The sequence below is a fragment of the Microbacterium sulfonylureivorans genome (assembly GCF_003999995.1).
Classification (GTDB): domain Bacteria; phylum Actinomycetota; class Actinomycetes; order Actinomycetales; family Microbacteriaceae; genus Microbacterium; species Microbacterium sulfonylureivorans.
In genome coordinates this window covers 161,387-182,803 of record NZ_RJAD01000004.1, presented here as the reverse complement: position 1 = coordinate 182,803, position 21,417 = coordinate 161,387, and the positions used below count along the sequence as shown (strand labels likewise).

At 69.2% G+C, this 21,417-nt stretch carries 18 protein-coding genes; 14 read left to right on the top strand and 4 right to left on the bottom strand.

Features of this window, described 5'->3' with window-relative positions:
- Positions 1–13: 13 nt before the first annotated feature.
- Positions 14–718, bottom strand: coding sequence for an IclR family transcriptional regulator (locus EER34_RS16735; protein WP_240642466.1), 705 nt, complete (start codon positions 716–718; stop codon positions 14–16).
- 161 nt (positions 719–879) lie between these two features.
- On the opposite strand from EER34_RS16735, the gene EER34_RS16730 reads away from it, so the two are divergent.
- The 10 genes from EER34_RS16730 (at position 880) to EER34_RS16685 (ending at position 13,425) form a co-directional block, all read left to right on the top strand.
- Positions 880–2,793, top strand: a complete 1,914-nt coding sequence (locus EER34_RS16730; RefSeq protein WP_127476771.1) for an FAD-dependent monooxygenase — start codon at positions 880–882, stop codon at positions 2,791–2,793.
- Positions 2,794–2,896: 103 nt separating this feature from the next.
- Positions 2,897–4,411 (top strand): NAD-dependent succinate-semialdehyde dehydrogenase, encoded by a 1,515-nt coding sequence (locus EER34_RS16725; RefSeq protein WP_164743608.1) that lies wholly within the window; start codon positions 2,897–2,899, stop codon positions 4,409–4,411.
- Between the two features lie 37 nt (positions 4,412–4,448).
- Positions 4,449–5,528 carry a winged helix DNA-binding domain-containing protein gene (locus EER34_RS16720; protein ID WP_240642464.1) on the top strand — a complete coding sequence of 360 codons (1,080 nt, stop codon included), beginning with the start codon at positions 4,449–4,451 and terminating at the stop codon, positions 5,526–5,528.
- A gap of 268 nt (positions 5,529–5,796) precedes the next feature.
- Complete coding sequence (rplJ, locus tag EER34_RS16715) at positions 5,797–6,285, top strand: 50S ribosomal protein L10 (RefSeq protein ID WP_127476770.1); 489 nt, start codon at positions 5,797–5,799, stop codon at positions 6,283–6,285.
- 51 nt (positions 6,286–6,336) lie between these two features.
- Positions 6,337–6,720, top strand: a complete 384-nt coding sequence (rplL, locus tag EER34_RS16710; RefSeq protein ID WP_127476768.1) for a 50S ribosomal protein L7/L12 — start codon at positions 6,337–6,339, stop codon at positions 6,718–6,720.
- A 295-nt stretch (positions 6,721–7,015) separates the two neighbouring features.
- Positions 7,016–7,942 (top strand): carbohydrate ABC transporter permease, encoded by a 927-nt coding sequence (locus tag EER34_RS16705; RefSeq protein WP_127476767.1) that lies wholly within the window; start codon positions 7,016–7,018, stop codon positions 7,940–7,942.
- The gene (locus EER34_RS16700) at positions 7,929–8,852 is read left to right on the top strand and encodes a carbohydrate ABC transporter permease (protein ID WP_240642462.1); all 924 of its coding nucleotides are present in this window, start codon (positions 7,929–7,931) and stop codon (positions 8,850–8,852) included. The genes EER34_RS16705 and EER34_RS16700 overlap by 14 nt, the downstream gene beginning before the upstream one ends.
- A 95-nt stretch (positions 8,853–8,947) precedes the next feature.
- Positions 8,948–10,279: an ABC transporter substrate-binding protein gene (locus EER34_RS16695; protein ID WP_127476765.1), complete on the top strand. Its 1,332-nt coding sequence runs from the start codon at positions 8,948–8,950 to the stop codon at positions 10,277–10,279.
- Positions 10,280–10,456: 177 nt separating this feature from the next.
- Positions 10,457–12,313, top strand: a complete 1,857-nt coding sequence (locus tag EER34_RS16690; protein WP_127476764.1) for a DUF6807 family protein — start codon at positions 10,457–10,459, stop codon at positions 12,311–12,313.
- Positions 12,310–13,425 (top strand): Gfo/Idh/MocA family protein, encoded by a 1,116-nt coding sequence (locus EER34_RS16685; RefSeq protein ID WP_164743601.1) that lies wholly within the window; start codon positions 12,310–12,312, stop codon positions 13,423–13,425. The genes EER34_RS16690 and EER34_RS16685 overlap by 4 nt, the downstream gene beginning before the upstream one ends.
- A gap of 15 nt (positions 13,426–13,440) precedes the next feature.
- Here the strand turns inward: EER34_RS16685 and EER34_RS16680 are convergent, their stop codons facing one another.
- A complete protein-coding gene (locus EER34_RS16680; RefSeq protein WP_127476760.1) occupies positions 13,441–14,478 on the bottom strand; it encodes a LacI family DNA-binding transcriptional regulator in 1,038 nt (345 codons plus the stop codon).
- Between the two features lie 244 nt (positions 14,479–14,722).
- Here EER34_RS16680 and EER34_RS16675 point away from each other — a divergent pair, with 244 nt between their 5' ends.
- From EER34_RS16675 to EER34_RS16665, 3 genes are all read left to right on the top strand, one after another.
- Positions 14,723–16,051, top strand: coding sequence for an ABC transporter substrate-binding protein (locus EER34_RS16675; RefSeq protein ID WP_127476759.1), 1,329 nt, complete (start codon positions 14,723–14,725; stop codon positions 16,049–16,051).
- Positions 16,052–16,147: 96 nt separating this feature from the next.
- Complete coding sequence (locus EER34_RS16670; protein WP_127476757.1) at positions 16,148–17,281, top strand: carbohydrate ABC transporter permease; 1,134 nt, start codon at positions 16,148–16,150, stop codon at positions 17,279–17,281.
- On the top strand, positions 17,281–18,252 hold the full coding sequence (locus EER34_RS16665; RefSeq protein WP_127476753.1) for a carbohydrate ABC transporter permease: 972 nt from the start codon (positions 17,281–17,283) through the stop codon (positions 18,250–18,252). The genes EER34_RS16670 and EER34_RS16665 overlap by 1 nt, the downstream gene beginning before the upstream one ends.
- A gap of 113 nt (positions 18,253–18,365) precedes the next feature.
- On the opposite strand, the gene EER34_RS16660 is transcribed toward EER34_RS16665, so the two are convergent.
- Both EER34_RS16660 and EER34_RS16655 read right to left on the bottom strand, forming a co-directional pair.
- Complete coding sequence (locus EER34_RS16660) at positions 18,366–19,040, bottom strand: DUF305 domain-containing protein (RefSeq protein ID WP_127476747.1); 675 nt, start codon at positions 19,038–19,040, stop codon at positions 18,366–18,368.
- 8 nt (positions 19,041–19,048) lie between these two features.
- Complete coding sequence (locus EER34_RS16655; protein ID WP_127476745.1) at positions 19,049–19,765, bottom strand: DUF3105 domain-containing protein; 717 nt, start codon at positions 19,763–19,765, stop codon at positions 19,049–19,051.
- Between the two features lie 298 nt (positions 19,766–20,063).
- Between EER34_RS16655 and EER34_RS16650 the strand changes: the two genes are divergently transcribed.
- Positions 20,064–21,416 carry a multidrug effflux MFS transporter gene (locus EER34_RS16650; protein ID WP_127476744.1) on the top strand — a complete coding sequence of 451 codons (1,353 nt, stop codon included), beginning with the start codon at positions 20,064–20,066 and terminating at the stop codon, positions 21,414–21,416.
- The last annotated feature ends 1 nt before the right edge of the window (position 21,417 follow it).

The following is a 21,417-nucleotide window of genomic DNA, read 5'->3' as shown; positions in this document are numbered from 1 at the left end:
GCGCTCGCGGACGTCAGTCGCCGAGCGCCAGGCGGATGACCGCGGCGGAGCGCTCCAGCCGCCTCGCGATCTCGGCCGTGTCGTGCCGGCTCGCGAGGTAGACGACGGCGATCGCCGCGGGGCCGCGTCCGCGCACGACGAGGGGCACGGCGACCGATCGCAGGCTGGGGATGACCTCGTCGTGGCTCTCGAACCAGCCGCGGGGAGCGGCATCCGCCACCTCCTCGCGCAGATGCGCATCGGCGCCGTCGGGCCACGACGCTGCGGGCACGAGTGACAGGATCGCCTTGCCGGGGGCCCCGAGAGTGACCGGATGCCGCGTCCCCGGCCGCTGGGCGACGGACGCGACCGCGTGCCGCGGCTCGACGCTCGCGAGCGTGACGCACTCGTCGTGGTCGAGCACGCTGAGGAAGCAGGTCATGCCGAGCTCGTTGGCGACGTCGGTCAGCTCGGGGAGCGCCTCGGCCTGGAGATCGTGCGCGACGCCCGCCGCGAGGGCGGCCATGCGCGCGCCGAGGGCGATGCGGCCGGTGCCGTCGCGCGCGATGAGCCCGTGGTCCTCGAGGGTGCGCAGCAGCCGGTACGCGACGGATCGGTGCACGTCGAGGCGCCGGGCGATCTCGTCGATCGTGAGCGGCTCGCGGGCGTCGGCGAGCACTTCGAGGATCCGGATGCCGCGGCTCAGCGTCTGCGACGCGGGCGCCTTCTGGTCCGCCACGGCAGTCTCCTTCGTGCGCGAGCCCTTGCCGGTGCTCGCGAAGTCGTATACGATCTGTTCAATAGTAGAACGTGGTGTTCGAATATAGAACACGCACCATCTCATCGCAAGCACCGCCGCCGCGAGCACTCGACATCGCCGTCGGAACAGGAGTCAGGGTCATGCAGTTCCACCACCACGGGTACGTCTCCGGAGAGCCGCGCGTGCAGGACGCCGCCGGCACCGGCATCGACCGGCCCGCCGACCTCCCCGACGAGATGGACGTCCTCATCGTCGGATCGGGTCCCGCCGGCATGCTCCTCGCCGCTCAGATGTCGCAGTTCCCAGACGTCACCACCCGCATCATCGAGCGCCGCGACGGCCGGCTCGTTCTCGGGCAGGCCGACGGCATCCAGCCCCGCAGCGTCGAGACGTTCCAGGCATTCGGGTTCGCCGAGCGCATCGTCGCCGAGGCGTACAACATCGCCTACATGAACTTCTGGGGGCCCGACCCCGAGAACCCGGGCGACATCGTCCGCACCGCGCGCACCGAGGACTACGGCCTGAAGATCAGCGAGTTCCCGCACCTCATCGTCAACCAGGCGCGCGTGCTCGACTACTTCGCCGAAGCGGCCGCGCACGGCCCTGCCCGCGTCGCTCCCGACTATGGCGTCGAGTTCGTCGGCCTCACCGTCCACGACGAGGGCGACCACCCGGTCGAGGTCCGCGTGCGGCACACGGCGGGGGAGCGCGCGGGCGAGGAGCGCACCGTTCGGGCGAAGTACGTCGTCGGGTGCGACGGAGCTCGCAGCGGCGTGCGCGCGGCGATCGGCCGCCAGCACGTCGGCGGCATCTCCGCGCACGCCTGGGGGGTCATGGACGTCCTCGTGAACACCGACTTCCCCGACTGGCGCATCAAGTGCGCGATCACCTCGCGGGCCGGCAGCATCCTCCACATTCCGCGCGAGGGCGGCTACCTCAGCCGCATGTACATCGACCTGGGCGCCGTCGCGGCCGACGACGACCACCGTGTGCGCCAGACGCCCATCGAAGAGATCATCCGCCGGGCGAACGACATCCTCCACCCCTACTCGATCGATGTGAAGGAGGTGGCGTGGCACAGCGTGTACGAGGTGGGGCACCGCGTCACCGACGGGTTCGACGACGTCTCCGAGGGGACGGGCCGCGACCCCCGCGTCTTCCTCACCGGTGACGCGTGCCACACGCACAGCGCCAAGGCGGGGCAGGGCATGAACGTCTCGATGCAGGACGGGTTCAACCTGGGCTGGAAGCTCGGCCACGTCCTCACCGGGCTCAGCCCGTCGTCGCTGCTGTCGACCTACTCGGCGGAGCGCATGCCGGTGGCGCAGCAGCTCATCGACTTCGACAAGGAGTGGTCGGCGCTCATGGCACGCAAGCCGGAGGAGATCACCGATGCGCAGGACCTCGCGACGTACTACCTCGCGACGGCGGAGTTCCCGTCGGGATTCATGACGCAGTACGGCCCGTCGACGATCGTGGCGGATGCCGCGCACCAGAGCCTGGCCCCGGGATTCCCACTCGGCAAGCGGTTCACGTCCGTCGAGGTGACCCGTGTCTGCGACGGCAACGCCGTGCACCTCGGGCACCATGCGAAGGCCGACGGGCGGTGGCGCATCTACGCGTTCGCCGACGGGCCGGCGGCCGGCGACGACTCGGCGCTGGCCGCATGGGCGCAGTGGCTGACCTCGGCCGAGTCGCCCGTCGTTCGCTTCACGCCGGCGGGGGCCGACGCCGACGCCGTGTTCGACGTCAAGGCGATCTATCAGCAGCGCTTCGACGACGTCGACATCTCGCTCGTGCCGGCCGCCTTCCTCCCGCGCACCGGGCCGCTCGGTCTCACCGACTGGGAGAAGGTCTACGCGGCCGCGCCCAGCACCTGGGCGCGCGCCGACATCTTCGCCGAGCGCGAGCTCTCGCGCGACGGAGTGGTCGTCGTCGTGCGCCCCGATCAGTACGTCGCCGCGGTCCTGCCGCTCACCGCGACGCAGGAGCTCGCGGACTTCTTCGCCGGATCCCTGATCGATCAGCGAGCGATGGCGGAGCCCGACCGCTGAGAGTATCCGTCGCGGTGATAACCGCCTCGCAGCTGTACATCACGTATATCGGCCGCATCGGCGGCCAGCGGGCAGAATGGCCCCGAAAGCCATCGAGAGAGGGATGCCGCGGGCCGCGGCATCCGACGACGACGAGGGAGTCCCCGTGACCGAGAACCGTGAGACCGAGCTGCTGGCATCCGTCCCGGACGGGCTGTTCATCGGCGGCGAGTGGCGCGCGGCGGCAGGCGACCGCACGCTCAAGGTCTACGACCCGGCGACGGGCGCCACGGTCAAGGAGATCGCGGACGCGTCCGTCGAAGACGGCAAGGCCGCCCTCGACGCGGCGGTCGACGCGTTCCCCGCGTGGGCCGCGACGCCGGCCCGCGAACGCGCCGAGATCCTCCGCCGAGCATTCGACCTGCTGCAGGAGCGCAAGGAGGACTTCGCCCTCCTCATGACCATCGAGATGGGAAAGCCGCTCGCCGAGGCGCGCGGCGAAGTGGCCTACGGCGGCGAGTTCCTCCGCTGGTTCAGCGAGGAGACGGCGCGCGTGCAGGGCCGCTACGGCGCGAACCCCGAGGGCACCGGCCGCATGATCGTGTCGCAGCACCCGGTCGGCCCGTGCTTCCTCATCACGCCGTGGAACTTCCCGCTCGCGATGGCCACCCGCAAGATCGCGCCCGCGCTCGCCGCCGGCTGCACGGTCGTCATCAAGCCCGCTGAGCTCACGCCCCTCACCACCCTCGCCTTCGCGAAGCTGCTCGAGGACGCGGGACTCCCGAAGGGCGTCGTCAACGTCTTCACCACGTCGACGTCGGGCAAGGTCTCCGAGCCGATCATCCGCGACCCGCGCCTGCGCAAGCTGTCGTTCACCGGCTCCACCCAGGTCGGCCAGCGCCTGCTCGAGCAGGCCGCGCAGGGCGTGCTGCGCACCTCGATGGAGCTCGGTGGCAACGCCCCGTTCGTGGTGTTCGACGACGCCGATCTCGACAAGGCCGTCGAAGGTGCGATGCTCGCGAAGTTCCGCAACATCGGTCAGGCGTGCACGGCGGCGAATCGCTTCATCGTGCAGCGCTCGGTCCAAGGCGAGTTCGCGCGCCGTGTCACCGAGCGCGTCCAGTCGATGAAGATCGGCCGCGGCACCGAGGACGGCGTCACCATCGGCCCGCTCATCAACCAGGATGCCGTCGACAAGGCGCGCACGCTGGTCGACGACGCCGTCGAGCGAGGCGCCTCGGTGCAGACCGGCGGAAAGGAGCTCGAAGGCGCCGGCACGTTCTACGAGCCCACGGTCGTCACCGACGTCCGACCCGGCAGCGACATCCTCCGCGAGGAGATCTTCGGGCCGGTGCTCGCGATCATCCCGTTCGACGACGAGGACGACGCCGTGCGCATCGCCAACGACACCGAGTACGGACTGGTCTCGTACGTCTTCACCGAGAGCCTGTCGCGCGGCCAGCGCATGATCGAGCGCCTCGAGACCGGGATGATGGGCCTCAACATGGGCGTCGTCTCGAACGCGGCCGCGCCGTTCGGCGGCTGGAAGATGTCGGGTCTCGGGCGCGAGGGCGGCGCGGAGGGCATCCACGAGTACCTCCAGACGAAGTACACGCTGACGGCGAACCCGTTCGCCTGATCACGCGGGCGTCGGGGGCGCACGGCACAATGGCCTCGTGAGTCCCGCGCAGATCCTCGAACAGCGACTCCGCTCGCATCGTCTGAGCGCCCCCGCCCCCACGATCGCCGACGCCGCCTCGCACATGCTCGCCACCCAGGCGCAGGAGTTCTGGGGCGGGCGCTGGGCGATCGCCCAGCGCACCCGTGGGCGCGCCACGGTGCGCGATGTCGACGCGGCGTTCGACCGCGGCGAGATCGTTCGGTCGTGGACGCAGCGGGGCACCATCCACCTCCTTCCCGCCCGCGACCTCGCCTGGGTGCTGTCGATCACGGGGGAGCGCCAGGCGCGCCAGGTCGCAGCCGTCCGTCGGGCCGAGAGCATCGACGACGCCGAGATGGCGCGGGCCGAGACCCTCGCCCGCGGCGCGCTCCGCGGCGCCAACCGCCTGACCCGAAAAGAGCTGTTCGACGTGTTCGAGGCGGGCGGAGTCAGCACCGCGCGGCAGCGGGGCTATCACCTGCTCGTGTCGCTGTCGCTGCCCGGCGTCATCTGTCAGGGGCCGGTGGTGCCTCGCGAGAGCGGCCCCACACGCGAGCAGTACCTCGTGCTCACCGAGGAGTGGGTGACGGATCCCGTGTGGCCTTCGAATCCCCTCGGCGAGCTGTTCTTCCGCTACATCGCCTCGCACGGCCCGGCCGGGGCGCGCGACTTCGCGTGGTGGACGGGGCTGCCGCTCGGCGTCTCGCGCGCGGCGGCGGACGCGGCATCCGATCGCCTCGTCGTCGTGGACGACGAAGCCGAGCCGCTGTACGTGGCGGCCGGCCCCGCACCGCGGCGCGCCGCGGGGGCTCCCGAGGTGCTCGCGCTGCCGCCGTTCGAGGAGTACTACCTCTCCTACGTCGATCGCTCGGTGCCGTGCGCGCCCGAGTTCCTGAAGGCCATCGGCCCGAGCATGAACGGCATCGTGCGGCCGATCCTGGTCGCCCGCGGCGAGGTCATCGGAGTGTGGACGCACTCGGTCGCCGTCGGACGTCACGCCGATTCGCCGATCCCGGAGCTGTTCTCGACGGATGCCGCGACCGACGCGGAGGTCGCTGCGGCGCTCGACCGCTACCGCGACTTCATCACGGCCTGAGCGGCGACCCCGATTTGGCGGGTCCGCGGGCATCACGTAGACTCGTGGCAACCGAAGACCGCCGGTCATCGACGTGCGCGAAAGCACACGAAGATCGAAGCACTGCATCGCAGGGGCCCGCGCAGGACACGACCGATACGGCGAAAGCCGGATTCCGCCCCGTGCGCTTGCGCCGGGGCGTTTGTTTTGTCGTGGTGAGACCTGATGAGCGGATGTCGAGGCCGACGCCCCGCCATCGCGGAGCGTCTCATCCACACAAGGAGTGACCATGGCGCAGAAGGATGCATCGGTCGCCGAGCTCACGAAGAACTTCGAGAACTCGAACGCCGTTCTGCTGACCGAGTACCGCGGTCTGACGGTTGCCCAGCTCAAGCAGCTGCGCAACACCATCCGTCAGGACGCGGAATACGCCGTGGTGAAGAACACGCTGACCAAGATCGCCGCGAACAACGCGGGGATCACGTCGCTGGACGAGGACCTCAAGGGCCCCTCGGCCATCGCATTCGTGCACGGCGACTTCGTCGCCACTGCGAAGGCCCTGCGTGACTTCGCCAAGGCCAACCCGCTTCTCGTGATCAAGGGCGGCGTGTTCGAGGGCAACTCCCTCGACGCCGACGAGATCAACAAGTACGCCTCGCTCGAGAGCCGTGAGGTTCTGCTTGCGAAGGCCGCGGGCATGATGAAGGCGACGATGGGCAAGGCTGCCGCGACCATCGACGCGCTTCGCGAAAAGCTGGAGACCGCCGAGGCCGCGTAAGCGACCGGCGATCTCCTCCACACAAACCCCCATCTATCTAGGAGATACATCATGGCGAAGCTCACCACTGAGGAGCTGCTCCAGCAGTTCGCCGACCTGACCCTCATCGAGCTCAGCGAGTTCGTGAAGGCGTTCGAGGAGAAGTTCGACGTCACCGCTGCCGCTCCCGTCGCCGTTGCCGGCGCCGGTGGCGCGGGCGCCGAGGCCGCTGTCGAGGAGGAGAAGGACTCGTTCGACGTCATCCTCGAGGCTGCCGGCGACAAGAAGATCCAGGTCATCAAGACGGTCCGCGAGCTCACCTCGCTCGGCCTCGGCGAGGCCAAGGCCGTCGTCGACGGTGCCCCGAAGGCTGTCCTCGAGGGCGCCAACAAGGAGGCCGCAGAGAAGGCCAAGGCCGCTCTCGAAGAGGCCGGCGCGACGGTTACCCTCAAGTAATCACGCTCTTCTCACGAAGGCCCCGGATGCCTGGCATCCGGGGCCTTCGTCTTGCCCGGACGGCGCCGCTCCAGCCTGAGGCTGGCCGATTCGTGAATGCCCTTTCTCGCAGCTCCGTCACGGATCTGGGCTGATTTTCCGGCAGAGTATTGCATCCCGGCATCCGGCCTGTTAGAAAAGAAAGCGCATTCCAGAATGCGCTTTCTCACATCGAAGACGATGAACCGGAGGACACGGTGACGACGACGCACCGCCCCAGAACGCAGCCGCCCGGCCGCGCGCGTGGAGCAGCCGAATGAGCGCCATCAGCGAGCTCGGCAAGCTCAAGACCGCGAAGGCCGACGGCAAGAAGCAGAACAAGGCGGCGTACCTGTTCCTGCTGCCGTGGTTCGTGGGCCTCGTGCTCATCACGATCGGACCGATGGTCGCCTCGTTCGGACTGTCGTTCACGCGGTACAACCTGCTCGCCCCGCCGAAGTGGATCGGCCTGCAGAACTACGCCCGCATGTGGGAGGACGAGCGACTCCACACCGCGCTGCAGGTGACCTTCACCTACGTGTTCGTCTCGCTGCCGCTGCAGCTGGCCGCCGCCCTCGTGCTCGCGTTCGTCCTCGACCGTGGGCTGCGCGGACTCTCGTTCTACCGGTCCGCGTTCTACCTGCCGTCCCTGCTCGGCGGCAGTGTCGCGATCGCGATCCTGTGGCGGCAGATCTTCGGCATCGACGGCCTGGTCAACCAGGTGCTGCGCCTGTTCGGCATCGAGGGGCAGGGATGGATCTCCAACCCCGACACCGCCCTCGGCACCCTCATGATCCTCAACATCTGGACGTTCGGCTCGCCGATGGTGATCTTCCTGGCGGGGCTGCGCCAGATCCCGACCATGTACTACGAGGCCGCCTCGGTCGACGGCGCCAACAAGCGTCAGCAGCTGTTCCGGATCACCATCCCGCTCCTGACGCCGATCATCTTCTTCAACGCCGTCCTTCAGCTGATCGGCACGTTCCAGTCGTTCACGCAGGCGTACATCGTCTCGGGCGGCAGCGGCGGCCCTGTGGACTCGACGCTCTTCTACACGCTGTACCTCTACCAGCAGGGGTTCACCAACTACAACATGGGCTACGCATCGGCGATGGCGTGGCTCCTTCTCGTGATCATCGCCGTGCTCACCGTCCTGATGTTCTGGACCTCGAGGTATTGGGTTTTCTACGATGACCAGGATTGACGACGCCCCCATGGCCGTCCCGCTCGCAACCGAGACGATCGTCACCGGACGACCGCCGACCGGCCGCCGCCGCAACCCGTTCCGCAAGCCGATGACGAGCGTCGTGCGCCACGTGCTCCTCATCGCACTCGCGGCCGGGATGCTCTACCCGGTGATCTGGATGGTCGTCAGCTCGCTGCGACCCAACGAGGAGATCTTCCGCGACCCGGGCATCATCCTCGACAGCTTCGAGGTGTCGAACTACGTCGACGGCTGGAACGCGCTCACCTATCCGTTCAACGTCTACCTGTGGAACTCGGCGCTGATCGTGATCGGGTGCATCATCGGCAACCTGGTGTCGTGCTCGCTGGCGGCCTACGCCTTCGCGCGGCTGCAGTTCTCGGGCAAGCGCTTCTGGTTCGGCGTGATGCTGCTGAGCATCATGCTCCCGATCCACGTGATCATCGTCCCGCAGTACGTGCTCTTCTCCCAGCTGGGCTGGATCAACACGTTCCTGCCCCTCATCGTGCCGAAGATGCTGGCGGTCGATGCGTTCTTCATCTTCCTGATGGTGCAGTTCATCCGCGGCATCCCGAAAGAGCTCGACGAGGCGGCGCGCATCGACGGAGCCGGCCACCCCCGGATTTTCCTGCAGATCATCCTGCCGCTCATGGTCCCCGCACTCGCGACGACGGCGATCTTCACCTTCATCTGGACGTGGAACGACTTCTTCTCGCAGCTCGTGTTCCTGACCAAGCCCGAGCTCTACACCGTCCCGCTCGCGCTGCGCTCGTTCGAGGACTCGCAGGGGACGACCAACTACGCCCAGATGTTCGCGATGAGCGTGGTCTCGCTCATCCCGATCTTCCTGATCTTCCTGTTCGGCCAGAAGTTCCTCATCAAGGGAATCGCGACCACGGGAATCAAGTGACGTCCACGTCACACACCACTTCGCGGGCCCGCCGGGCCCACCCTCATCACACGCACCAATCACACAACCCGACTTCGGTCGAAAGGATGCAAGACATGCGACGCACCAGAACCGCACACCGCTGGTTGCTGTTCACCGCTGTCGGCGCAGCGACGACGCTGGCGCTGACGGCGTGTGCGGGGTCGACGGAGACCCCCAGCACCGCACCCACCCTGTCGGACGAGCCCGTCACGCTCAGCTTCACGTGGTGGGGCAACGACGTCCGTCACGAGATCACCGAGCAGCTCATCGCGGCGTTCGAGGCCGAGCACGAGAACATCACCATCGAGCCGCAGTACACGGACTGGGCCGGCTACTGGGACAAGCTCGCGACCACCGTCGCCGCGGGGGACGCCCCCGACATCATCCAGATGGACGAGAAGCAGCTGTCGACCTACGCCGCCAACGGCGTGCTGCTCGACCTCAGCGAGCTCGGGACGGCCCTGCCGACCGAGGACTTCCCGGCGCCCGTGCTCGGCACGGGCGCGCTGGACGGCGTGCAGTACGGCATCCCGGTCGGCATCAACAGCTACGCGATCATGGCCAACGCGGACCTGCTCGACGAGCTGGGCATCGAGATGCCCGACGACGAGACCTGGTCGTGGGACGACTTCGCCGATATCGCGGTCGAGGTCGGCACCGCGAGCGGCGGAGAGCTCGTGGGCTCGCAGTCGTGGGGCTTCGAGGACGGGGGCCTGAACAACTGGCTGCGTCAGCACGGCGAATCCCTCTACAACGAGGACGGCGAGGTCGCGGCGTCCGAAGACGTCGTCGCCTCGTGGTGGGACTTCCTCCTCGAGATCACCGAGGCGGGTGGGACGCCCGACCCGTCCGCGACGATCGAGCGCGAGGCGGCGGGTCTGGCCGAGTCGTTCACCGCGACCAACACGTCGGCCTTCGGCCCGTGGTGGTCGAACCAGGTGCCGGCCCTGCGCGAGGCCAGCGGCAGCAACCTCGTGCCGCTGATGGTCCCGACGCCCGATGAGGGCGCCGAGGCGAGCGCGTACTACAAGCCGTCGATGTTCTGGTCGGCCTCGGCCAAGACCGAGCACCCGGGCGAGGTCGCGCTGTTCCTCGACTGGCTGTCCAACAGCGAAGAGGCGGCCGACATCCTCCTCGCCGAGCGCGGTGTCCCCGCGAACGAGAAGATCCGCGAGTACATCACGCCGGAGCTCGACGCGACCAACCAGGAGGTCGTGGAGTTCCTCGCAGAGATCGAGCCCCGTGTGGGCGACGCCCCGCCGGCGACGCCCCCGGGCGGCGGCGCCATCGAGACGATCATCGAGCAGCACACCCAGAAGGTGCTCTTCGGCGACATGACGCCCGCCGACGCGGCGGCGAGTTTCCTCGCCGAGCTGCAGCTGGCGCTCGACGACGCAGCCATCTGAGCCGACGCGCGGGTCGGACTCCCCACGGTCCGACCCGCCCGTCACGAAGCCCGTACGGGGCCGGACCGAAGTGATGAGGGGTCCGGCCTCGTGCGGCACCGCCCCGGAAGGGCGCGAATGCGCCCCGCCGTGGTCTGCCACGCCCAGGATTGAGACAGGAAGCACGAGGAGGCCCTGTTGACCGAGGTCACGTCGCGCGCCATCACGATGGCGCAGGTCGCCCAGCACGCCGGCGTCTCGCAGGCGTCGGTGTCGCGCGTGCTCAACGGTGTCGCCACCGTCGACCCCGCCATCGTCGCGAAGGTGAACCGAGCGGTCGCCGCTCTGAACTACTCGCCCAGCGAGGCAGCGCGCAGCCTGGTGCGGGGGAGCAGCCACACGATCGCCCTCCTCGTGCCCGACCTCGAGAACCCCATGTTCCAGGGCGTCCTCAAGGGGCTGACGGTCGCGGCGGCGCGCGACGGCTATCGGGTGCTCGTCGCCGACAGCGCGGAAGCGGTCGGCGTCGAGGCCGAGATCGCGGTCGAGGCGCGGAGCAAGTGCGACGCCCTGGTGCTCGTCTCCCCCCGCATGCCCGATCCCGAGCTGCGGGAGCTCATCCAGCGCACCACGCCCGTGGTCGTCGTGAACCGTCGCGTCGACGACAGCCCCGCAGCCCAGCTCGCGGTGGACTACGGCACCGCCGTGAAGGAGCTCGGCGTCCACCTGCGCGGGTTCGGCCATCGCCGCATCGCCTATCTCGCCGGCCCGCCGCTGAGCTACGCCAACGAGCAGCGGGCGCAGGGGCTCGGTGAGCTCGCGCGCGAGTTCCCCGACCTCGAGTTCATCACGGTCGCCGCCGGCTCGAGCATGGAGGCCGGGTACGACGCGGCCGACGCCGTGCTCGAGACGGGCGCCACGGCCGCCATCGCCTTCAACGACCTCGTCGCCCTCGGCCTGCTGTCCCGCCTGGGAGAGATGGGCGTCGAGGTGCCCGAGCAGCTCTCCGTCGTCGGCATCGACGACATTCCCCAGTCCCGATTCGCCGCCCCGCCGCTCACGACCATGTCGGTCCCGCGGATCGAGATCGGGCGGCAGGCTTGGAATCGCATGCGTCAAGCACTGGAAGGCGAGAACGCCGACCACCCCCTGTTCTACCGTCCCGTCATCGTGGCCCGGCGCAGCTCCGGCCCCGCCTCGCACGCGAGCGGCTGGGTCGGTCCCGCGCGCCCGGTCCTGCGGCTGGGCTCCACCGTGGTGGCCCAGTACGAGGAGGGCACGAGCGTCGACTCGGTCCTCTCGCCGCGGCCGTTCCTCGACAACGTGGTCTCGCGCGGCGGGACTCCGCTGTCGGTGACGGAGCCGACCGACCACCCGCACCACCTCGGCGTGAGCCTCGCGATCCCCGACGTGAACGGCACCTCCTACTGGGGCGGTCGCACCTACGTCCGCGGCGAGGGGTCGATCATGGTGCCCAACCACGGACGACAGCGGCGCGACCACCTCCACATCGACGGGCACTCGCTCGACGAGCGCCTCAGCTGGGTCGACCACACCGGCACCACGCAGCTGGTCGAGGTGCGCGGGCTGCGGTCCGCCGAGCTCGAGAACGGCTGGGCCCTGCGCTGGCGCAGTCACCTCAAGGCGACCATGGCCGCGATCACGTTCGGCTCACCCGCCACCAACGGCCGGGCGGGCGCGGGCTACGGCGGCATCTTCTGGCGGTTCGCTCCCGAGATCGCCCGCGTCTTCAGCCCGGCGGGCGACACCGAACGCGACGTGCACGGTGCGGCGACCCCCTGGCTCGCCTTCACGTTCCCCGAGCGTCGGACGACGGTCGTCCTCGCGCAGGGCGACGATCCGCTGCCGTGGTTCGTCCGTTTCGCGGAGTACCTCGGCGCCGGCCCCGCGATCGCGTGGGACGAACCGCGCACGATCTCCGAGGGCGGCGAGCTCGACCTCGAGCTCACGGCATACGTGCTCGACGAGGAGCTCGACGGTGCAGCCGCCGTCGAGCGGGCGCTCCCCGGGCTCCGCGCACAGGCGGGGCTGTGAGCGCACGGCCGCGGGTCGGGATCGCCGGGGTGCACGGCCATGGCCGCAGCCACGTCGAGGCGGCCCTCGCGCTGGGCGCGGAGGTCGAGCTGGTCGCCGTCGCGGATCCGCGCGGCGGGGGAGAGCTGCCGGCGAGCGTGCGGGTGTTCGCCGACGCGGCCGCGATGCTCGATGCCGCCGAGCTCGACATCGCGATCCTGAGCACCCCCATCCCCACGCACGCGGACCTCGCCGTGCGCGCCCTCGAGTCCGGCGCGCATGTGCTCCTCGAGAAGCCCCCGGTCGTCTCGATCGCCGAGCACCGGAGAGTGGATGCCGCGGCCCGCGCCGCCGGGCGCTCGGTGCAGGTCGGCTTCCAGTCGCTCGCGAGCGCAGGCGTCGCCGGGGCGCGCGACCTCGTGTCGTCGGGGGGGATCGGCGACCTCGAGCACATCGGAGCGGTGGGCCTGTGGTCGAGGTCCGAGGAGTACTGGCGGCGAAGCCCGTGGGCGGGTCGGCGCCGCACGCCGGACGGGGGAGTGGTCGCCGACGGCGCGGTCACCAACCCGCTCGCGCACGCCGTCGCCACGGCCCTCGCGATCGCCGGCGCCCGTGAGCCCGGCGACGTGCGGGGCATCCGGACCGATCTGCGCCGTGCGAACGACATCGAGACCGACGACACGTCGTCGCTCGTGATCGACCTCGAGTCCGGCCCGCGCATCGCCGCAGCGCTGAGCGTCACCGCACCGCGTCGGCACGAGCCGTACGTCCTGCTGCGGGGGTCGCGCGGCCACGCCCTGTACTTCTACACGCTCGACCTGCTCCAGGTGCAGCCTTCCGGAGCCGCCCTCCCCCGGACGTACGAGTTCGCGCGCGTGGGCCTGCTCGCCGATCTCGCGGACCACGCGCGCAGCGGCACGCCGCTCGCCGTCCCTCTCGAGGCGACCGGCGCGTTCACCGCGGTGCTCGAGGCCGTCGTCGCGTCGCCCGAGCCGGCGGTCGTGGCATCCGATCAGGTCACCGTCGCCGTGAGCGGCGAAGAGCGGTTCCGCGTCGTCCGCGGTGTCGAGGAGTGGTCGGAGCGCGTCGCGTGGGAGGCGCGCACCTTCGCGGACCTGGGCGCCCCCTGGTAGGCGGCCCCGCCGCGGTCAGGGGCCGACGCCGATGATGGCGGACGCCGCGTCGTCGACGGCCGCGGTCGAACTGCGGACGATGAGGGGCGACGACTCGTAGATGCGATGGGTCGGCGCGTCGGGATCGTCGAGCTGCCACATCAGCAGCTGCACGGCGGCGCGTCCCTGCTGGTGCGGCTTCTGCTGGAGCGTCGTGAGGGAGAACATCTCGGCGTACGCGTGGTCGTCGATCCCGACGACGCTGAGCTGGTCGGGCACCCGGATGCCGAGGCGCCGCGCGGCGATCACCGTGCCGACGGCGACCTCGTCGCACACGCCGACGATCGCGGTGGGTCGCGTGAGGCGGTCGCCCAGCAGCTCGACCGCCGCGCCGTACCCGCCGGGCATGTTCACCTCGGACGGCGCATGGCGAGCGGATGCCTCGAGCCCCGCGCCGCGCATCGCCACGACGTAGCCGTCGAGCCGCTGACGGTCGCCGTAGCTCGTGCGCCGCCCGTCGGGGTCGCCGCCCACGAACGTGATCGCGCGGTGGCCGAGGCCGAGGAGATGCTCGGTCGCGATGCGCCCTGCCGCACCGTCGTCGATCGACACGGCGTTGGTGCCGACGTCGTACCCGCCGACGCTCACCACGGGCTTGCCGAACGCGACGAGCCGCTCGAGCTCGTGCGCGCTGGGTTCGATCCCGACCGCGATGAGCCCGTCGAACCGCTTGCGCGCGAGGAAGCTGTCGAACATCTCGCGGCGGGCGTCGGACTCCGGGCGCGCTCCGTAGAGCGCGAGATCGTAGCGGCGCTCGAGGAGCGCATCCTGGATGCCCTCGAGAACGTGGGCGAAGAACCATCGGTCGAGCGTCGGCATGATCACCCCGACGGTCTGGGTGCGGCCGGTCACGAGGCTGACCGCGCTCGTCGTCGGAACGTAGCCCAGTGCGGTCGCAGCATCCTGCACCCGCGTGCGCGTCTCGTCGGAGACGTAGCCCGCTCCGGTCAGCGCCCGGCTCGCGGTGGATTTCGACACGCCCGCGGCGCGCGCGACGTCGGCGATTCCCGCCATCGGCCCTCCTCGGCAGTGAGGCGGCTCCTTCGCTCAGCGACAGAAATGTGGAACCGGTTCCATGCACATTGTGCCGCTCGTTCGTCCGCCACGCCAGCCCCAATCCCGTATTTACCGAGTTGTGATGAAGGGCGATTGTGTCGTTACCGCGCATCCCCTAGCGTGAGCATGGAATCGGTTCCCTATGGTCCCAGCGCGGAGTCTCGGCCGATCGCCGGTCCGCGCCACTCAATGAGGAGGACGAATGAAGACAACCAATCGAGGCCGCATCCTCAGCGCTCTCGCGATGACCGGAGCGACCGGTCTCGCACTCGTCGCCTGCACGGGCGGTCCCGGCGTCGACAACGGCGGCGATGAAGGTGGCGACGGCGACAACGTCGTGACGGTCTACGGCACCATCGTCACTCCCGAGCAGGAGCTGCTCGAGGAGTCGTGGGCCGAGTGGGAAGAAGAGAACGACATCGACATCCAGTACGAGGGGTCGAAGGAGTTCGAGGCGCAGATCGCCGTGCGCGCACAGGGCGGCACGCCGCCCGACCTCGCGATCTTCCCGCAGCCTGGACTCCTCGCCGACATGGCCAGCCGCGATCTCGTCCTGCCCGCGCCGGAAGGCGTCGCGGCGAACGTCGCCGAGTACTGGACCGAGGACTGGGCCGGCTACGGCACGGTCGACGACACGCTCTACGGCGCTCCGCTGATGGCGAGCGTCAAGGGGTGGGTCTGGTACTCGCCGTCGCAGTTCGCCGAGAACGACTGGGAAGTGCCCACCGACTGGCAGGGCCTGCTCGACCTGACGGCGCAGATCCAGTCCGACACCGGCGAGCCGCCGTGGTGCATCGGCTTCAACTCCGACGCCGCCACCGGCTGGCCGGGCACCGACTGGGTCGAGGACATCGTCCTGCGCCAGTCCGGCACCGAGGTCTACGACCAGTGGGTGGCCAACGAGGTCGAGTTCACCGCGCCCGAGATCAAGTCCGCCTTCGAGGAGTTCGGCAAGATCGCCCTCAACGAGGACTACGTCAACGCCGGCTTCGGCGGCATCGACACGATCGTGACGACGCCGTTCGGCACCGACCCGGCGGCCGCGCTGGCCGACGGCTCGTGCGCGCTGCACCACCAGGCTTCCTTCTTCGACGGCTTCCTCGTCGATGCGGGTGTCGAGGTGGGCGAGGACGGTGACATCTGGGCGTTCCTGACGCCGCCGTTCACCGCAGGCGGCGAAGCCGCGGTCACGGGCGGCGGCGAGATCGTCGCCGCGTTCGACGACTCCGACGCGACGGTCAAGGTGCAGGAGTACCTGTCCAGCCCCGAGTGGGCCAACAGCCGCGTCTCGCTCGGCGGCGTGATCAGCGCCAACAAGGGTCTCGACCCGGAGAGCGCATCGAGCCCGATCCTGCAGGAGGCCATCTCGATCCTGCAGAGCGACTCGACCACGTTCCGCTTCGACGCATCCGACCTCATGCCGGGCGCGGTCGGCGCCGGAACCTTCTTCAAGGGGATGGTCGACTACGTCAACGGCACCGATCTCGACACGGTGCTGGAGCAGATCGAATCGGGCTGGCCGTCCGAATGATCCGCGGGTGAGCACAGGCGGGGCCGCCGTCGTCGGCGGCCCCGTCTCTCACCCGGGAAACGAACCCGAGTCCGACGCCGCACTCGAAAGGAACCCATGTCCGACTTCCTGAAATGGGTGAGCACGCTCAACCCGTGGCTGGAGATCCTCGTCATCGTCGGGGTCTTCCTGATCGTGGTGGCGCTCATCCTCTTCTTCGTCGAGATCGCCCCTCGCCCGGGCCGGATGTACACCATCATCCGACTGGCGGCCTGCGTGGCGTTCCCCGCCCTCTTCCTCTGGTTCCTGCAGTCCTACCAATGGGCGATCGCCGCGGCTGCCGTCCTCGGACTGATCTTCTTCTTCCTCGACAGACGCGCCAAGGGCGGCGCGGGCTCGCTCTTCCAGCTCTTCGGGTTCATGACGCCGGCGGTCCTTCTGATCGTCATCGGCCTGATCATCCCCACCATCCAGACGTGGTTCCAGGCGTTCATGAACTCTCGGGGGACGACGTTCGTCGGTCTGGACAACTTCGTCTGGATCTTCTCGCAGCCTCAGAACCTGCGCGTCGTCATCAACACCATCGTGTGGGTCCTCGTGGCCCCGCTCGTCTCGACGATCGCCGGCCTCGCCTACGCGTACTTCATCGACAAGACCCGGGGGGAGCGCTATTACAAGATCCTCGTCTTCATGCCGATGGCGATCTCGTTCGTCGGCGCATCGATCATCTGGCGATTCATGTACACGGCCCGCCCGGCCGGCCAGGAGCAGATCGGGTTCCTCAATCAGGTGATCGTCTGGTTCGGCGGCCAGCCGCTCAATTTCCTGGCGGTCGAGCCGTGGAACACGTTCTTCCTGATCGTCGTCCTCATCTGGATCCAGACCGGGTTCGCCATGGTGATCCTCTCGGCGGCGATCAAGGGCGTTCCCACCGAGCAGCTCGAGGCCGCCGAGCTCGACGGCACGAACGGCTGGCAGAAGTTCATCAACGTCATCGTGCCCGGCATCCGCCCGGCGCTCATCGTCGTGCTGACGACGATCTCGATCGCGTCGCTCAAGGTGTTCGACATCGTCCGCACCATGACGGCCGGCGCCAACAACACGTCGGTCATCGCGAACGAGATGTACACGCAGTTCAAGAGCTTCGAGGCGGGGCGGTCGGCGGCGTTCGCCGTGATCCTCTTCCTGCTCGTGATGCCGATCGTGATCTACAACGCCGTGCAGCTCAAGAAGCAGAGGGAGGCGCGCTGATGAGTGCTGTCATGCCGGTCGATCTGCCGCTCGACGACGAAGGCAAGAAAGAGCTCGCGCGAGGGGCCCGCCGGGCCGATCGCGACATGTTCGGCACGTCGAAGAAGCGTCTGACGTCGCGCTGGGCGACGTTCGCGGCGCTCATCATCGCGGTGCTCTGGACGATCCCCACCTTCGGTCTGCTGATCAGCTCGTTCCGCCCGCGGGAGCTCATCCAGACCACCGGCTGGTGGACGATCTTCGAGAACTGGGGCTGGACGCTCGAGAACTACACGACCGCGCTGCAGGCCGGCAACAGCCAGCTGACGATGGCGCAGGCCTTCGTCAACTCGTTCGCGATCACGATCCCCGCGACGATCATCCCGATCTCGATCGCCCTCCTGGCGGCGTACGCGTTCGCCTGGATGGACTTCCGCGGCAAGAACATGCTGTTCGTGCTCGTATTCGCGCTGCAGATCGTGCCGATCCAGATGGCGCTCGTGCCCTTGCTGCAGCTCTTCTCTCAGGGAACGATCTTCGGGATCCCCGTGATCCAGGCGATCGGATCGGCGGGGTACGCGCAGGTGTGGATCGCGCACACGATGTTCGCGCTGCCGCTGGCGATCTTCCTCCTGCACAACTTCGTCTCCGAGATTCCGGGCGAGGTCATCGAGGCAGCGCGCGTCGACGGAGCGGGGCACGGGCAGATCTTCTTCCGGATCATCCTGCCGTTGACCATGCCGGCCATCGCGTCGGTGGCGATCTTCCAGTTCCTGTGGGTGTGGAACGACCTGCTGGTGGCGCTCATCTTCGCCGACGGCAACGTGGCGCCGATCACGAAGCTGCTCGCCGAGATGACCGGAAGCCGCGGACAGGACTGGTACCTGCTGACGGCGGGCGCGTTCATCGCCCTGATCGTGCCGCTCGTCGTCTTCATCTCGCTGCAGCGGTTCTTCGTGAGAGGGCTCCTGGCGGGAAGCACGAAGGGCTGAGGGCACCCTCGTCGCACCGCGCATCCGGGGGGCATGCGCGGTGCGTCGAGTCGTGCGCATCGGGGTGCGCGGGAGGGCGGATGCCTCGACCTGCGCGCGTCGTGGGGCGCGTCTCAGCCGCAGCCGAGACGCGCCTGCATCGACTCCATCGCGTCGATCTCGGCGGTCTGGCCGTCCTTGATCATCTGCGCGACCTGGAGGGCGCGGGGGTCGGTGCCGAGCTCGAGGAGCGCCTCCGCCATCGGGATCGCGCCTTCGTGGTGCCGGATCATGAGCTCGAGGAACAGGCAGTCGGCCTCCTGGCCGGTGGCATCCTCGAGGGCGCGGATCTCATCGGCCGAGGCCATGCCCATCGCCTCACGCGCTTCTTCGTCGGTGAGGGGATCCTCCGCGGTGCCGCCGTGGTCATGGCCCGCCTCGGACGCGTTCATCCACTGCATCATCGGCTCGCCCGACTGCGAGAGCCCCCACTGCACGAGCCAGTCGTACATCTCGCCGCGCTGGCCGGACTGACCGGTGGCGATGTCGTACGCGAGCACGCTCAGCTCGGGGTCTTCCGTCTTGCGGTAGATCTCCATGGCCATCTCGATGGCCTGGGAGTGGTGCACCTGCATGTCGCGCGCGAACCCGGCCTCGGGCGAGGTCGTGGTCGGGGCGCTGCCCCGGCTCTGGGCGCCGAAGGTCGAGAAGCGGCCGATCGCGAAGGCGAGCGCGCCGACGGCGAGGAGGACGAGCGCGATCATCCACCAGCGCCGGACCGGCGCGGTGCGCGACGCGTCGTCGCTCATCGACGGCCTCAGCGCTTGCCGGGCGCGTCGAGCGCGCCGGTGCAGGCGGCGTTCGGCTCGGGGACGTCGGCGCTGCGCCAGTACTCCTCGAAGAACTGCCCGATGCGCTCGTCGTCGGCCGAGTCGACCTTGAGCTGGTGGTTCCAGTTGGTCACCGCGATCGGCGCGTCGAGTCCCTCATAGGGCGAGAGCACGACGTACGTGGACGGCAGCTGAGCCTCGAGCGTCGCGAGCTCGTCACCCGAGACGTCCGCGGGGTTGTAGGTCACCCAGACCGCGCCGTGCTCCATCGAGTGGACGGCGTTCTCGTTGGGGACCTGCTGGTCGTAGATGCCGCAGTTGAGCCAGACGGCGTTGTGCGGGCCGCCGGCCGGCGGGGACTGCTCGTAGTCGACGGTGCCCTCGACGTGCTGTGTGGCGTTCTCGTACGTCTCGACGCCCTCGATCTCGACGCCCTCGCCGCCCGGCGTGTACGCCTGCGGGGGAGCGGGTGCGAAGACGATGGATGCCACGATCAGGCCGATGATGACGACGGCGGCCGTGATGCCGACGACCCACCAGACGAGTTTGCTGCGGCGGCGCTTGGCGAGCTGCTTCTGGTACTCGGCGAGCTTCTCCTGACGCTTCTGCTCGCGCTGCTGCTTGACGGTGAGGGTGATCTCTGCCTGCTTGGCGGGGTTGCCGCTCGTGCGCTTCTCGGAGGGGCTCGGGGGTGTCGGGGTCATGTGCGTGATCTCGGCTCGGGCACCCGGCGTGGCGCCGAGAGGCGCTGCGGGCAGGGACAGGACACGGCAATCCTATGCGAGCGCATGCGAGGGACGGCTGGGAAGCCGCCGACATTGCGCCGGGACAGCACCGCGAGAGGCTGCCTCGCGCTCCGGGTTTCGGGCTGGGGTGAGGCATCCGCTATCATGGACGTCGAATCGATTCGATTTCTCGTCGATCCCCACCCCCACACTGCGCGCCTGAGCCGGACGACCGGCGTCGACGCCTCCCGCCTCGTCGCCGAAACGAAGATCTCCTTTGCTCGATACCGCCTCTGTCCCGACACAGCGCCCCGCAGGCCCCGACACCGCTCCGCGTCCGCAGGGCTCGCCGACCGGTGCCATCCGAACGCTCGGGTCCAATCCCGCCACCGCGCCGATCGTCCTCCACCCCGGAGATTCGATCTCGCACCGCCGGCGGGTGCTCTACATCATCCTGCTCGGCGCGCTCACGGCACTGGGCCCGTTCACGATCGACCTGTATCTGCCGGCCTTCCCTGTGCTGCAGGAGGATTTCGGCACGACCGAGGCCGCGATCCAGCTGACCCTCGCGGGCACGATGATCGGCTTCGCGCTCGGGCAGCTGATCGTCGGACCGCTGAGCGACAAGGTCGGGCGCCGCCTCCCGCTGCTCGTCGTGACCGCGCTCCACGTCGTCGCGAGCATCGCCGCGGCGCTCGCGCCGAGCCTCGAGCTGCTCTCGGTCGCGCGCGTCTTCATGGGCGCGGGCGCCGCCGCGGGCGGTGTCGTGGCTGCGGCGATCGTGCGCGACCTGTTCGGCGGACGCCGCCTCGTCGTCATGCTGTCGCGCCTGGCACTGGTCTCGGGCGTCGCGCCCGTGCTCGCGCCGCTCGTCGGCTCCGCGCTGCTCATCCTCATGCCGTGGCGCGGCATCTTCGTCGTGCTCGGCATCTACGGCAGCATCATGCTCGTCGCCGCGGCCGTCTTCATCCCCGAGACCCTGCCGCCCGCCCGTCGTCACGAGCGCGGCGCGACGACCGTGTGGCAGCGTTACAAGAGCGTCTTCAGCGACCGCGTGTTCATCGGCGTCCTCATCATCGGCGGCATGACCTTCAGCGGGCTGTTCTCGTACCTCTCGTCGTCGTCGTTCCTCTTCCAGGGCCTGTACGACTTCGATCCGCAGCAGTACGGGATGCTCTTCGCGGTGAACTCCCTCGGCGTGGTCCTCGGCGTGCAGGCCGCCTCGCGGCTCGCCGCACGGTACGGGCCGCAGTGGGTGATGGCATGGTCGACGGGCGTGCTCGTGGTCTCGGCATCCGCCATCATCGTCACCGACCAGCTCGGCCTGGGCCTGTGGGGGACGGTCATCCCGCTGTTCTTCTTCATGACCGGGTGCGGCTTCACCTTCCCGTGCGTGCAGGTGCTCGCCCTCGACCGCCACGGCAAGGCCGCGGGCACGGCCCAGTCGATCATCGGTGCGACGAACTTCGGCGTCGCCGGCGTCATCTCGCCGCTCGTCGGCTGGCTCGCCGCCGGCTCGGGCATCACCGCCACGACGATGGCCTCGGTGATGGTGGGCTGCGCCGTCATCGGCGTCCTCGCGCTGTGGCTCGTCGTGCGTCCGCGCACCGTGGCGCGCCTCGCCCCCTGAG

Coding starts and splice junctions, on each gene's coding strand:
- EER34_RS16730 (WP_127476771.1), top strand. CDS start 880: ATGCAGTTCCACCACCACGGGTACGTCTCCGGAGAGCCGCGCGTGCAG.
- EER34_RS16725 (WP_164743608.1), top strand. CDS start 2,897: ATGCCGCGGGCCGCGGCATCCGACGACGACGAGGGAGTCCCCGTGACC.
- rplJ (WP_127476770.1), top strand. CDS start 5,797: ATGGCGCAGAAGGATGCATCGGTCGCCGAGCTCACGAAGAACTTCGAG.
- rplL (WP_127476768.1), top strand. CDS start 6,337: ATGGCGAAGCTCACCACTGAGGAGCTGCTCCAGCAGTTCGCCGACCTG.
- EER34_RS16705 (WP_127476767.1), top strand. CDS start 7,016: ATGAGCGCCATCAGCGAGCTCGGCAAGCTCAAGACCGCGAAGGCCGAC.
- EER34_RS16700 (WP_240642462.1), top strand. CDS start 7,929: ATGACCAGGATTGACGACGCCCCCATGGCCGTCCCGCTCGCAACCGAG.
- EER34_RS16695 (WP_127476765.1), top strand. CDS start 8,948: ATGCGACGCACCAGAACCGCACACCGCTGGTTGCTGTTCACCGCTGTC.
- EER34_RS16680 (WP_127476760.1), bottom strand. CDS start 14,478: ATGGCGGGAATCGCCGACGTCGCGCGCGCCGCGGGCGTGTCGAAATCC.
- EER34_RS16675 (WP_127476759.1), top strand. CDS start 14,723: ATGAAGACAACCAATCGAGGCCGCATCCTCAGCGCTCTCGCGATGACC.
- EER34_RS16670 (WP_127476757.1), top strand. CDS start 16,148: ATGTCCGACTTCCTGAAATGGGTGAGCACGCTCAACCCGTGGCTGGAG.
- EER34_RS16665 (WP_127476753.1), top strand. CDS start 17,281: ATGAGTGCTGTCATGCCGGTCGATCTGCCGCTCGACGACGAAGGCAAG.
- EER34_RS16660 (WP_127476747.1), bottom strand. CDS start 19,040: ATGAGCGACGACGCGTCGCGCACCGCGCCGGTCCGGCGCTGGTGGATG.
- EER34_RS16655 (WP_127476745.1), bottom strand. CDS start 19,765: ATGACCCCGACACCCCCGAGCCCCTCCGAGAAGCGCACGAGCGGCAAC.